The organism is Streptomyces shenzhenensis (assembly GCF_003688995.1).
GTDB classification, from domain to species: Bacteria; Actinomycetota; Actinomycetes; order Streptomycetales; family Streptomycetaceae; genus Streptomyces; species Streptomyces shenzhenensis_A.
Genome location: NZ_PENI01000013.1, coordinates 213,753 through 225,974, shown reverse-complemented (window position 1 = coordinate 225,974; position 12,222 = coordinate 213,753). Strand labels below are relative to the sequence as shown.

General features: G+C 72.6%; 14 protein-coding genes. 7 read left to right on the top strand and 7 right to left on the bottom strand.

The genetic code is table 11. The annotated features are described in order from the left end of the window. Nucleotides 1–593 (top strand): potassium-transporting ATPase subunit KdpC (gene kdpC, locus CTZ28_RS21720; RefSeq protein ID WP_121891343.1); only part of this gene is annotated, 593 nt, incomplete at its 5' end. 205 nt (nucleotides 594–798) lie between these two features. Here kdpC and CTZ28_RS21715 read toward each other — a convergent pair. Both CTZ28_RS21715 and CTZ28_RS21710 read right to left on the bottom strand, forming a co-directional pair. Continuing rightward, nucleotides 799–1,005 carry a DUF5999 family protein gene (locus CTZ28_RS21715; protein ID WP_121891316.1) on the bottom strand — a complete coding sequence of 69 codons (207 nt, stop codon included), beginning with the start codon at nucleotides 1,003–1,005 and terminating at the stop codon, nucleotides 799–801. A gap of 302 nt (nucleotides 1,006–1,307) precedes the next feature. Continuing rightward, nucleotides 1,308–1,892 carry a hypothetical protein gene (locus CTZ28_RS21710; RefSeq protein ID WP_121891315.1) on the bottom strand — a complete coding sequence of 195 codons (585 nt, stop codon included), beginning with the start codon at nucleotides 1,890–1,892 and terminating at the stop codon, nucleotides 1,308–1,310. Nucleotides 1,893–2,442: 550 nt separating this feature from the next. On the opposite strand from CTZ28_RS21710, the gene CTZ28_RS21705 reads away from it, so the two are divergent. Next, a complete protein-coding gene (locus tag CTZ28_RS21705) occupies nucleotides 2,443–3,960 on the top strand; it encodes a glutamate-cysteine ligase family protein (RefSeq protein ID WP_121891314.1) in 1,518 nt (505 codons plus the stop codon). Between the two features lie 280 nt (nucleotides 3,961–4,240). On the opposite strand, the gene CTZ28_RS49310 is transcribed toward CTZ28_RS21705, so the two are convergent. After that, the gene (locus CTZ28_RS49310; protein ID WP_121891313.1) at nucleotides 4,241–4,558 is read right to left on the bottom strand and encodes a hypothetical protein; all 318 of its coding nucleotides are present in this window, start codon (nucleotides 4,556–4,558) and stop codon (nucleotides 4,241–4,243) included. A gap of 181 nt (nucleotides 4,559–4,739) precedes the next feature. On the opposite strand from CTZ28_RS49310, the gene CTZ28_RS21695 reads away from it, so the two are divergent. Further along, on the top strand, nucleotides 4,740–5,540 hold the full coding sequence (locus CTZ28_RS21695; RefSeq protein ID WP_121891312.1) for a CPBP family intramembrane glutamic endopeptidase: 801 nt from the start codon (nucleotides 4,740–4,742) through the stop codon (nucleotides 5,538–5,540). 48 nt (nucleotides 5,541–5,588) lie between these two features. On the opposite strand, the gene CTZ28_RS21690 is transcribed toward CTZ28_RS21695, so the two are convergent. Next, nucleotides 5,589–6,398, bottom strand: a complete 810-nt coding sequence (locus CTZ28_RS21690; RefSeq protein WP_121891311.1) for a PhzF family phenazine biosynthesis protein — start codon at nucleotides 6,396–6,398, stop codon at nucleotides 5,589–5,591. Between the two features lie 178 nt (nucleotides 6,399–6,576). Here CTZ28_RS21690 and CTZ28_RS21685 point away from each other — a divergent pair, with 178 nt between their 5' ends. Further along, nucleotides 6,577–7,197, top strand: a complete 621-nt coding sequence (locus tag CTZ28_RS21685; protein ID WP_121891342.1) for a PadR family transcriptional regulator — start codon at nucleotides 6,577–6,579, stop codon at nucleotides 7,195–7,197. Nucleotides 7,198–7,249: 52 nt separating this feature from the next. Here the strand turns inward: CTZ28_RS21685 and CTZ28_RS21680 are convergent, their stop codons facing one another. After that, nucleotides 7,250–7,678, bottom strand: a complete 429-nt coding sequence (locus CTZ28_RS21680; RefSeq protein WP_121891310.1) for a type II toxin-antitoxin system Rv0910 family toxin — start codon at nucleotides 7,676–7,678, stop codon at nucleotides 7,250–7,252. Nucleotides 7,679–7,982: 304 nt separating this feature from the next. Between CTZ28_RS21680 and CTZ28_RS21675 the strand changes: the two genes are divergently transcribed. From CTZ28_RS21675 to CTZ28_RS21665, 3 genes are all read left to right on the top strand, one after another. Beyond that, entirely contained in the window at nucleotides 7,983–8,591 is a 609-nt protein-coding gene (locus CTZ28_RS21675) for a Clp protease N-terminal domain-containing protein (protein ID WP_183154508.1), read from the top strand. 99 nt (nucleotides 8,592–8,690) lie between these two features. Then, nucleotides 8,691–9,689 carry an EamA family transporter gene (locus CTZ28_RS21670; protein ID WP_121891308.1) on the top strand — a complete coding sequence of 333 codons (999 nt, stop codon included), beginning with the start codon at nucleotides 8,691–8,693 and terminating at the stop codon, nucleotides 9,687–9,689. 180 nt (nucleotides 9,690–9,869) lie between these two features. Next, a complete protein-coding gene (locus CTZ28_RS21665) occupies nucleotides 9,870–10,823 on the top strand; it encodes a DMT family transporter (protein WP_121891307.1) in 954 nt (317 codons plus the stop codon). A gap of 58 nt (nucleotides 10,824–10,881) precedes the next feature. Here CTZ28_RS21665 and CTZ28_RS21660 read toward each other — a convergent pair whose 3' ends face one another. Beyond that, a complete protein-coding gene (locus tag CTZ28_RS21660; RefSeq protein WP_121891306.1) occupies nucleotides 10,882–11,514 on the bottom strand; it encodes an FMN-binding negative transcriptional regulator in 633 nt (210 codons plus the stop codon). After that, nucleotides 11,514–12,197, bottom strand: coding sequence for a pyridoxamine 5'-phosphate oxidase family protein (locus CTZ28_RS21655; RefSeq protein ID WP_121891305.1), 684 nt, complete (start codon nucleotides 12,195–12,197; stop codon nucleotides 11,514–11,516). Before CTZ28_RS21655 ends, CTZ28_RS21660 begins: the two co-directional genes overlap by 1 nt. Between the last annotated feature and the right edge of the window lie 25 nt (nucleotides 12,198–12,222).

The window sequence follows — 12,222 nt, the reverse complement described above, 5'->3', positions numbered from 1 at the left end:
CGGGCCTGCGCGCCCTCCTCGTGCTCACCCTGGTGACCGGTGTCATCTACCCGCTGGTCGTCACCGGCATCGCCCAGGGGCTGTTCCACGGCAGGGCGAACGGCTCCGAGATCACAGCGGACGGCAGGGTCGCCGGCTCGTCCCTGATCGGGCAACAGCACTACAGCCTCGACTACTTCCAGCCGCGGCCGGCGCACGGACTGGGCAGCAACACGGTCAACACCCGGTACAAGCTGATCGTGTCCGGCGCGACCAACCTCGCCGCCGACAACCCCAAGCTCGTCGCCTCGGTCGAAACGGCCAAGGCCGCGGTCGTCAAGGAGAACTCCACCGCCGACTACCGGGTGCGGCCGTCCCAGGTGCCCCCCGACGCCGTGACCTCGTCCGGCTCCGGCCTCGACCCGGACATCTCACCGGCCTACGCCGCACTCCAGGCCCACCGGGTCGCCGAACGTAACCACCTCTCCGTCGCCCAGGTGAACCGGCTCGTCAGGGACCACACCACCGGCCGTACCCTCGGCTTCATCGGCGAGCCCCGGGTGAACGTCCTCGAACTCAATATCGCGGTCAAGGAGTTGGCCAGGGGGACCTGACGGCCCGCGGGCGGTTTCACCGGACGCGCCATCGGGATGCACGCCACCGGGGGACGTACCCACGTCGACTGGTTCGACCACCGGCCGACGCTCTGATGCGACGCTGTGTCCTCGATTCCGGACACGCGTCGGGGCCGGTGCGCATCGAGTGCGTGCGAGCCGGCCCCTCATGTCACCGGGCGTGGCGGGCCGCCCGGGTGGTACGTCAGGCGGCGGTCATCACCCGGTGGGCGCCCAGCGGGCGGTGCGGGGCGATGATCTGGCCGTCGGGCAGGAGCTCACCGGTGTCCTCGAAGAGCAGAACGCCGTTGCACAGCAGGCTCCAGCCCTGCTCCGGGTGGTGCGCCGCGAGGCGGGCGGACTCCCGGTCGGCGGATTCTGCGGTCGGACACGGTGGCTGGTGCTGGCACATGGGTGGGATCTTTCGCTGTGTCGTGGTCATGTTGGTCCCCCGTGGTGATGAGTCGGTCGGAACCCAGTGTTGCCGTCTGGGAGTCAATCCGCAGGGATTTCGCAGCACCGCTTCTTCACAGGGTGATGACGCATCGCGCACGCGTATGGTTCATCCCAACTCCCGGGCCGATTCGGGCGGTTCATGAGAACCGGAGGCGGCAGGGCGCGGTGTCGGACGCCCGTTCGCCCCCTGCCGCAGCGCACACACGGACGTACCCCGCCTCCGGGTTCGGGAGACGGGGTACGGGAGGGAGTGGGGGGTCAGGCGGGTGTGCCGAGCAGGGGCACGGGGGTCACCCGGTGGGTCAGGACCGGCAGCAACTCGGCCACCCGGTGCGGACGGTGGGCCGCGATGCCGGGTGGCGCGGGGGCCAGCGGCACCAGCAGGTCGGTGGCGGCCGGATGGCCTTCGGCGCCGTCCGCCGCGCAGTCCCCGTGCAGCCACAGCGCGAGCATGTACAGGCCCGGTACGGACAGCAGCCGCGGCTGGTAGGGCTGGGCCAGCGTCTCGGCCTGGTGCAGCGCGCGTTCGGTGGAGTCGATGTAGGGGCCCTCGAAGAAGCGGGAGAACGCCCAGCCGTCCGCGGTCAGTACGGTATCGGCGGCGGCCACCGAGCGGCCGCCGGAGCGGATCAGGAACCGCCAGCCGGTCAGCCGGGTGACGGCCCCGGATTCCGCCGTGATCCCGTCCAGCACGTGGACGGGCAGCGGGAGTTCGGCGGTGGCGGGTTCCTCCGCGGAGCGCAGGGAGGGCGTCGGGGCCTCGCGGACCGCGGTGGGGGAACCGAGGGCCGTGAGGACGGAGCGCAGTGCGGGCGCGGGAGCAGGGGAGACGTGCAGCGGCATGGTGGGTCGCCTCTCTCGTTCGACAGGCGCGGTGGCGCGAGGGCGGGGGCGGACGGCGCTGTCAGCTCGATGCGGGCAGAGAGGTGGGGCCCGGGCCGGTGACCGAGGTGCGGCGGGACTGCCACACGTCACCTTGACGACACGAGTCAGGACCGTGGGCGCCAACCGTCTGCCTTGGGCGGAGTTTATACGACAAGTGTTCAGCTGCTGTTTCCGCTAACTGTTGCCGGTGAATGGCGCAAGGCACTATTCGGCCGCCGATTTGCGGTCATCGTGCTGATTGAATGCCCGATCCGCCCCGCTGACCTCGGAATACGCTCCTCGTGCGGTCGGCCGAATGTCGTCGGCATTTTTCACGAGATCCACGGGGCGTCCGAAGGCGCGAACCACTTCATGCCCCGTGAATGTGCCACAGGACACATGGCGACAGCGTAGCGGCCCCGGGGGTCGCGCGGGACGTTATCGATCGCTTCGGCTGGGCATCATCCAACCTGACCGGTACCACCGGCGGCCGGATGCTCGGCCCGCCCATCCGAGGAGGGACGCTTCGATGGGGGAGAAGGTCGTGGCGGGGGCGTTCGACCTGTCCGAACGCCGGCGCTACCGCGAAAAGCTCGTGAGGTGCCTCGCGGGTCTGGAGCGACTGCTGGCCGAGAAGCGGTTCGACCGCCCGAAGAACCTCATGGGCGTGGAGATCGAATTGAATCTCGCCGGCCCGGACGGCATGCCGAGAATGCTGAATGGACAAGTACTGGAGCGCATCGCGAGCCGCGATTTCCAAACAGAACTCGCCATGTTCAATCTGGAAGTCAACATAGCCCCACATCGATTGGGCGGCCGGGTATTCGACCGGCTCGCGGAGGAACTCCGCACCGCACTCGCGTACGCCGACCGGAAGGCCGGGGAGGTGGATGCCGGGATCGTGATGATCGGCATTCTGCCCACCCTCGACCGCGACGACCTGGTCTCCTCCAACCTCTCCGAGGCCGATCGCTACACGCTGCTCAACGATCAGATCGTGGCCGCGCGCGGCGAGGACTTCGTGCTGGACATCGCGGGGGTGGAGCACCTCACCTGCACCTCGAAGTCGATCGCGCCCGAGGCGGCGTGCACCTCCGTCCAGCTGCATCTCCAGGTCACCCCGGCCCGCTTCGCCGATGTGTGGAACGCCGCGCAGGCGGCCTGCGCGGCCCAGATCGCGGTCGGCGCCAACTCGCCCTTCCTGTTCGGCCGTGAGCTGTGGCGCGAGTCCCGGCCGCCGCTGTTCCAGCAGTCCACGGACACCCGCCCGCCCGAGCTCCAGGCCCAGGGGGTGCGCCCGCGCACCTGGTTCGGCGAGCGCTGGATCTCCTCGGCGTACGACCTGTTCGAGGAGAACCTGCGCTTTTTCCCGGCGTTGCTGCCGATGTGCGACGACGAGGACCCGCTGGAGGTGCTCGACGCCGGTGGCGTGCCCGGGCTCGCCGAACTCGTCCTGCACAACGGCACGGTGTACCGCTGGAACCGCCCCGTCTACGGCATCGCGGACGGCGTACCCCACCTGCGCGTGGAGAACCGCGTCCTGCCGGCGGGGCCGACCATCACCGACGTCATCGCCAACGCCGCCTTCTACTACGGTCTCGTGCGCGCCCTCGCCGAGGAGCAGCGGCCCGTGTGGACCCGGATGCCGTTCGCCACGGCCGAGGCCAACTTCGATGCCGCCTGCCGGTACGGCATCGACGCCCGCTTCGTATGGCCGCGGCGGGGCCGCTACGGCGGCATCGGCGAGGTCGACGCGGTCACCCTCGTACGCGACGAACTGCTGCCGCTGGCCGCGGCCGGACTGGACGCGTGGGGCGTCGAGGCCGCCGACCGCGACCTCTACCTGGGCGTCATCGAGGAGCGCTGCCGGCGCCGGGTCAACGGCGCGGCCTGGCAGGCGGCGACCTTCCACCAGGCCCTGGAACAGGGGATGTCCCGCGACGCGGCGCTGGCCGCCACCACCCGTCGCTACGCCCAGCTGATGCACGTCGGTGAGCCGGTCCACAGCTGGCCGGTGGGGCTGCCGCAGCCGGCACCCCTGGGGTGAACCGACGGACACGGGACCGGGCTGCCGTGCGGTCCCCCGCCCGGCTCTCGTCGGTGGTCAACTCCGCCTCGTCGACCAGCGTGTAGGGACGGTCGAGCGACGGGGATCCGTCCGTGGGACAGAAGAGGTCGAGACGCCGGCCGGCGTCTCGTCGTGGCGTCGTGGGCGAACGCGGCCTGTTCTCTGAGGACCAGTGCCTGGTTGCGCTCGGGGCCGTCCTGCTCGGTGCCCGAGGAGTCGCGCGGCAGCGTGCGCGGGACGTGCTGGGCCGGCGCCTTCGTCATGGCCCCCGCCCGGTCGCGCTGCGCGCCGGCTCGGCCCACGTGTACGTCTTCTCCGGCCACCCCGGCGAGCGCGCGGCGGCCGGCAGCATCGCCACGCCGACCGGGGTGGCGGCGACCTGCCCCGCCGGGGTGACCTGTGTCGCCCTGGCGTCCGCCGTGACCCGCTCGACCCACACCGCCGAGTCGGGCACCCACACCTGTGCGCCGGGCTTCCCGCCCTTCCGCAGCGCAAGGGCCGGGTTCGGGGCCGCGTCCGGTGTCAGCCGTAGCAGCCCGCCGCGGACGGCTGCCGCCGTGCCGGTCAGGACGAGCACCGTCGCGATGGCTACGCTGCGGCGAGAGGCGCGGGGACGGGGGTCGGCCGCGCCCGCCCGGGACCGATCGGGCAAGCTGTGACGTCCCATGACCGTGGTGCGGCCTGTCGTGCGCGATCTTCGTAACTTCATTCGAGACCCTGGGCGGGCATGGGGCGGGATCAGTCGACTGAAGGCAGGTATGCAGGTGAAGGCGGACCCGGCGGCCGGTTCTGAGCCGTGCGAGCGGCCCTCGCGACGGATTCTCCGGGACGAGACACTGCTCGTTCTGGCGCTTTCGCTCGGTGCGAGCGGAGTGTCCGCTCTGATCAGCTTCATCGGATCGGTCACGAAACCGGGCGGCCTCAAGGACCAGGCCGCGACCCTCAACGCCTCGGCCGCGCCGGGCCGGCCCTGGCTGGATCTCGCCTGGCAGTTGTTCGGCATCACGACGGCGCTCGTCCCCGTCGCACTGGTCGCACACCTTCTGCTGCGCGAGGGGACGAGCCTGCGCACCCTCGGCTTCGACCGCACCCGTCCCTGGCCCGACCTGGGCCGCGGAGCCGGTGTCGCGGCGGTGATCGGCAGCGCCGGGATCGCCTTCTACCTGGCCGCCCGCGGCCTCGGGTTCAACCTCACGGTGGTGCCCGAGGCGCTGCCCGACGTGTGGTGGAAGTACCCCGTGCTGATCCTTTCCGCGCTGCAGAACGCGATCCTCGAAGAAGTGATCGTCGTCGGCTATCTGCTGCGCAGGCTCGGCCAGCTGGGCTGGAGCCCGGGCACCGCGCTCGCGGCCAGTTCCGTGCTGCGCGGCTCCTACCACCTGTACCAGGGCATCGGCGGCTTCATCGGCAATCTGGTCATGGGCGTCGTCTTCGTCCACCTGTACCGGCGCTGGGGCCGGGTGGGCCCGCTGGTGGTCGCGCACTCCCTGCTCGACATCGGCGCCTTCGTGGGCTATGCGCTGCTCGCCGGCAAGGTGGGGTGGCTGCCGACGGCGTGAACCGGATGGAGGGCGTACGACCGGCTCGTACGCCCCCTTGCGCAGGTCTCAGGCGAGCAGCTCGCCCTCGATGACGGTGACCGCGCGACCGGTGAGCAGCGTGCGCTCGCCGCGCAGCGCGGTGCGCACGACGCCGGCGCGCGCCGAGGCCTGGCGGCCGGTGAGCTCGGAGCGGCCGAGCCGCGCCGACCAGTGGGGGGCGAGGGCCGTGTGGGCGCTGCCCGTGACCGGGTCCTCGTCGATGCCGACGTTCGGGAAGAAGCACCGGGAGACGAAGTCGTGGCCGCGCGCCGGGTCCGCGGCGCGCGCCGTGGCGATGATGCCGCGCGCCGAGTAGGCGGCGAGCGCCTTGTGGTCGGGCGCGAGGTCCAGGACGGCCTTCTCGTCGGCGAGTTCCAGCAGCAGGTCGCCCACCTGCGGGCCGGTGTCGAAGGCGGCGACCGGCTCGGCGCCCAGGGCTCCGGCGACGCCGTCCGGGACCGCGACCGGGGTGAGCGGGGCGGTCGGGAAGTCCAAGGTGATCGAGCCGTCCGCGCCCGGGGTCGCGACGAGCACGCCGCTGCGGGTGGCGAAGCGCACCGGCCCCTCGTGCGCGCCGGTGGTGTGCAGGACGTGGGCCGTGGCGAGCGTGGCGTGCCCGCACATCGCGACCTCCGTGACCGGCGTGAACCACCGCAGGGCCCAGTCCGCCGAGCCGCCCTCGGGCAGCCGGTGCGCGAAGGCGGTTTCGGCGTGGTTGACCTCCCTGGCGATGTCCTGGAGCCGGTCGTCCGCGGGGAAGGCGTCGAGAAGCAGAACGCCGGCGGGGTTGCCGGCGAAGGGGCGGTCGGTGAAGGCGTCGACGATTCGGATGCGCATGCCGCCGACGCTAGCGGCGGCGGTGCGACACGGGCCAAGGCCAATCCACGGCCCCTGGCCCGATTCCGCTCCCGGCACCGGTCCCGTGGACGACTCATACTGACAGGGTGGTCGTTCGAGTGTTTCCGATATATCGTTGAGGCATCGCGACAGATCAACGATGGATGGAGTGATGGCGATGCGTACCCACGGATTCGAGCGTGGACATCGACAGGACGGCCCCTCGCAGTACGGCCGGGGCGGGTTCGAAGGGCGGCGGGCCGCGTTCGGCCCCTTCGGTCCCGGCGGGCACGGCTTCGGCGGGCCCGGTTTCGGACCCGGGCCCTGGGGGCCGCGAGGGCGCGGCGGACCGCGCGGCAGGGCGCGGCGCGGTGACGTACGGGCCTCGATCCTGGCCCTGCTCAAGGACCGGCCGATGCACGGCTACGAGATGATCCAGGAGATCGCGGAGCGCAGCGGCGGGGCGTGGAAGCCCAGCCCGGGCTCGGTCTACCCCACCCTCCAGTTGCTGGAGGACGAGGGTCTGATCACCAGCGAGAGCGAGGGCGGCAAGAAGCTGTTCTCGCTCACCGAGAGCGGCCGTGCCGCGGCCGACGAGGGGCCCGACGCCCCCTGGGAGGAGGCCTCGCGCGGGGTCGACTGGGAGGCGCTCGGCGAGATCCGCCAGGCCGGCTTCGGTCTGATGGAGGCCTTCGGCCAGGTCTGGAAGACGGGCTCGAAGGAGCAGCGCGAGAAGGCGCTGACCGTCATCAACGAGGCCCGCAAGAAGCTGTACCTGATCCTCGCCGACGAGGACTGACGTCCGCGGCCGGAAGGCGCCCCGTGGAGCGATCCGCGGGGCGCCTTGGTGCTCAGGTCAGCAGCCCCTCCAGCTTGCGCAGCGACTCGGTCAGGGCGGCCGTCGCCGAGTCCTTGAGCTTGCTCGCCATCAGCGACACGGCGGCGCCCGTGAACTCGCCGTCGATACGGACCGTCGTGGCCTCGCCCTCGGGTGTGAGCGTGTAGCGGGTGGCGACGGTCACCGCCATCGGACCCTTGCCGCGGATCGCGAGCACCCGGGCCGGCTCCAGCTCCTCGATGGTCCACTCGACCTCCGCAGGGAAGCCCATCAGCTTCATGTTCTCCTGGAAGGTCCCGCCCACCGCCAGGGTCTCGGGGCCGCCCTTGGGGAAGGTGGTGTGGGTCGCGTTCCACTCCCCGTACGCCGGCCAGTCCGTGAGCCGGGCCCACACCTTGTCGGCCGGTGCCTGGATGCGTGCCTCCGCGCTGACTTCGGCCATGCGACCACCCCTTCGAATCGGGCTACGGTGTCGCGGAACGTAGCCGCAGGGCCCCGAACATTCAATACTGATGAACCGTCAGGAAATGTGTGAGGTGCGGGGGAGCACGCTTGTGGGGCGTGCCGTGGTGCGCGGCGGTTGCCGCCGGAGTGCGGGGCAAGGCGGCGCGCGCCCTTGCGGTGAGAACGGCCTGATCTCCTCCGTAAGGAGGAGATTCCGGCGCACGGCGTCCACTTTGCGTGGGACGCCGAAATGCTTCCCCTCGATGACGACTCCGGCCTGCGGGGCTGATGGGGTGGGGGATGTGCAACCCCGTATTCCCCGTCAGTCAGCCCATGAGCAGGGCACGGACCGTGTGGGCGGCGATGCCGGGCTCAGTGGCGAGCTGGCAGCGGTGGTCGCCGGTGCCCGCCGGAGGGCCGTCCGGGACGGGGACCGGCAGGTCGACACCGCCCATCTGCTGCACTCGCTGCTGGAGTCCGATCCGGACGTGCGCGCCGTCATCGGCGACGCCCCGCAGATCGCCCGCCTGCTCGGCTATCTCGTGCAGCGCAGCATCGGCTACGGCCTGCGCTGGCAGAACTCCGTGGAGGACTCGGGCCCGATCGCCGTCGTACACGACCCCGAACCGAACGGTGCGGAGCCGACGGGACCGGTGCCGACGGGCGTGGACCCGCGGGAGGCGGAGGGCTGGTCGCCGCTGGCCGCGGTCGCCATGCGGTACGCGATGACCCGCGCCGTCCTCCGCGGCGAGGACCGCGCCGACGGCACCGACCTGCTCGCGGCCATCGTCGGCGACCCGCAGTCCCGGGCCGTCGAGGTGCTCGGCCGTGCCGGGGTCGACGTGCCCGGCCTGCTCAAGCGGATCGACAGCCGCACGGGGGAGTACGCGGCCGAGGGCGGGGCACCCTGAGCCAGGGCGGACCGCTGGGCCGAGGCCGGTCCCCGTCCAGCCGATGAGACAGGTGTCAACGGGGGTGACGGTCATGACGTCGCCTGTCATCATGGCCCGGTGCGTACGTCTGAGAGCGGTCCGGGCAGTCATGGGAAGGGCGTCGGCCTCGGCCTGGCGCTGGGTTCGGCGCTCGCCTTCGGCGGATCCGGTGTCGCGGCCAAGCCGCTGATCGAGGCGGGACTCGATCCCCTGCATGTGGTGTGGCTGCGGGTGGCGGGTGCCACCCTGGTGATGCTGCCGCTCGGGGTGCGCCACCGCGGCCTGCTGCGCCGCCGTCCCGGACTGCTCGCCGGCTTCGGGCTGCTCGCCGTGGCCGGCGTGCAGGCCTGCTACTTCGCCGCGCTCTCCCGTATCCCGGTCGGTGTCGCGCTGCTCATCGAGTATCTCGCCCCCGCCCTGGTGCTCGGCTGGGTGCGGTTCGTGCAGCGGCGGCCGGTGACCCGCGCCGCCGCGCTCGGCGTGGTCCTCGCGGCCGGTGGTCTGGCCTGCGTGGTCGAGGTGTGGTCGGGGCTGAGCTTCGACGCCCTCGGACTGCTGCTGGCCCTGGGCGCCGCCTGCTGCCAGGTCGGCTACTTCGTCCTGTCCGACCAGGGCAGCGACGCGGGCGAGGAGGCACCGGACCCGCTCGGCGTCATCGCGTACGGCCTGCTCGTCGGCACCGCCGTGCTGACCGCCCTGGCCCGCCCCTGGACCATGGACTGGTCCGTGCTCTCCGGCACCGCGCGGATGCAGGGCGGGGCGGTGCCGGCCCTGGCGCTGCTCGCCTGGATCGTGCTGGTCGCCACGGTCGCCGCGTACATCACGGGAGTGCTGTCCGTGCGCCGGCTCTCCCCGCCGGTCGCGGGGGTCGTGGCCTGCCTCGAAGCGGTCATCGCGACCGTGCTCGCCTGGGTGCTGCTCGGCGAGCACCTGTCGCTGCCGCAGCTGGCCGGTGGTGTGATCGTGCTGGTCGGCGCCTTCATCGCGCAGTCCTCGACGCCCGCTCGGGGATCCGCCGAACCTGTGGCGGGCGGCGGCGCTGAGCGCGAGTTGTCCGTTCGGGGGACGGCCGCATAAGGCACCGGGCATGCCGTCGACCGCACTTGTCCTTCCGCCTCCGGCCGCCTGAGGCGGGCCTCCGGACACCACGCCCGGCACATCACCGCCGGGCCGGACGGTGCTGCCCGCAGATGAAGTCCGCGCGCCCCGCCTGAGCGGGTCGCCTCCCGTACTTCTGCACCTCTGCGGAGAGATGTCGTGTCAAACCCTGCTTTCGGCCTGCCCGTCGGGCGTGGCCTGCTCTACCTGACCGTCGCCGGTGCCGCCTGGGGCACCGCCGGAGCCGCCGCCTCCCTGGTCTACCGGGCCAGTGACATGGGGGCCACCACCCTGTCCTTCTGGCGCTGCGCCGCCGGGCTCGTGCTGCTGCTCGCCGGCCGGCTGCTGCGCCGCGGCGCCCCGCGCCCGGCCGTCCCCGAACCGCTCGGCCGCAGGGCCGTGAAGGCGGTCGCCACCGGCCTCGGCCTCGCCGTCTTCCAGACCGCCTACTTCGCTGCCGTGGCCGCCACCGGGCTCGCCGTGGCGACCGTCGTGACCCTGGGCGCCGGACCCGTCCTGATCGCGCTCGGCGCCCGGCTCGCGCTGGGCGAGCGGCTGGGCCGCGGCGGGGCCGCCGCGGTCGTCGGGGCGCTCGCCGGACTGACCGTGCTCATGCTCGGCAGCGCGGGCGCGAGCGTCCGCCCGTCCGGGGTGCTGCTCGCGCTGGCCTCGGCGGCCGGTTACTCCGCCATGACGCTGCTGACCCGCTGGTGGGGCCGACACGGCGCCGCCGACACCGCAGGCACGACCGTATGGGCGTTCGCGGTCACCAGTCTGTGCCTGCTGCCGTTCGCGCTGGCGGACGGCCTCGTCCCGCACACCGCGCATCCCGCGCGGGTTCTGTGGCTGGTGGTCTACATCGCGGCGATCCCCACGGCGCTCGCCTACGCCCTCTACTTCGCGGGCGCCGCCGTCGTACGGTCGGCGACCGTCTCGGTGATCATGCTGCTGGAGCCGGTGAGCGCGGCGGTCCTCGCCGTCACGCTGCTTGGTGAGCGGCTGACGGCCCCGACGGTGGCGGGCACCCTCCTGATGCTGGCATCGGTCGGCGGCCTGGCGGCGGCGGAGGCGCGGGACGCCCGTAGAACGGCGGACGGCCCCGCGTTGGCCTGAAACACCCGGACCCCGCCGCCCTCCTGCTCCGCCGGTCCGCGAGGGTCCGGCGGGGGGTTCAGGCCCCGCGCCGCCGCACCAGGTGCTCCCGTGCCGTCCCGTCGCGCGGACCGCGGCGCCGCGCCAGCGCCCCGGCGATCCGCTCCTGGACCTCCGCGGGCTTCTGGCCGGCGTACTTGAACTTGGCCCGTACGCCGGTCACTTCGAGGCGCAGACCGCGGATGCCGGGCAGCATCCTGCCGTACGGCGGTCCGTCCGGTGTCGCGGGAGCCGAGCCGCCCGCGGGCTGGAAGTGGCCGAGCTGGCGGTTGAGGAGGTCGGCCTTCTCGGCGGGGTCGTCCACCACCTGGGCCGTGCAGCGGAGCTGGACGGCCGCGTAGAAGCTGGTCGGGACGCCGTGCTCGGCCGGGGTGCCGGGGGCGGCCTGCCAGGGGCCGGGCACATACACATAGTCGTCGACCACGCTCAGCAGCACCTGGGGGTCGGCCTCCAGCGCGGCCCACAGGGGGTTCGGACGGGCGAGATGGGCGACGATCTCGGCGCGGTCGGCGGCGTAGGCGAAGTGCAGGGGCTGGACGGCGGGCGGCTCGCCGGGCAGGCCGTTGACCGCCAGCTGGCCGAAATCGTGTGCGGCCAGCCAGGTCTGCCATTCCGTGTCGTCGTGCGGCGCGTCCCAGGGGTGGATCAGCATCACAGCGCCTTGAGGTAGCCGGGGAGGCCGACACCGGGGGCGAGGCCGGCGTCCGGGAGCGGGGTGTCGTAGCCCGTGCGCAGCGGGACGACGCCCGCCCAGTGGGGCAGGGCCAGGTCCTCCGGCTCGTCGTTCACGCCGCCGGTGCGGACCTTGGCGGAGACCTCGGCCAGGTCCAGCCGGATCACCGCGGTGGCGGCCAGCTCCTTCTTGTTCGCGGGCCGGGAGTCGGCCGCGCGCCCCGGGACGACATGGTCGACCAGCGCGTCCAGGGCCAGCCGCCGCTCCTCGGGGTCCGTGACCTCGTGGGCGGTGCCGTGCACCACCACGGAGCGGTAGTTGATCGAGTGATGGAAGGCGGACCGGGCCAGCACCAGGCCGTCGACATGGGTCACTGTCAGACAGACCGGGAGCCCGGGACCGGCCTGCCCCGTCATCCGCAGCGGGCGCGAGCCGGTGGAGCCGTGGACGTACAGCCGCTCGCCGACCCGGCCGTACAGCGTCGGCAGCACCACCGGCACGCCGTCGCGGACGAAGCCGAGGTGGCAGACGTAGCCCTCGTCGAGTATCGCGTGCACCAGGGCACGGTCGTACGACGCCCGGTCCGCGGAGCGGGTGGGGACGGTGCGGTCGGTCGGGGGGTAGGCGGCGGGCTGCGGCGGTGTCTGCTGGGGCCCCTGCATGGCGGTCTCCCTTGCACTAGTGCAT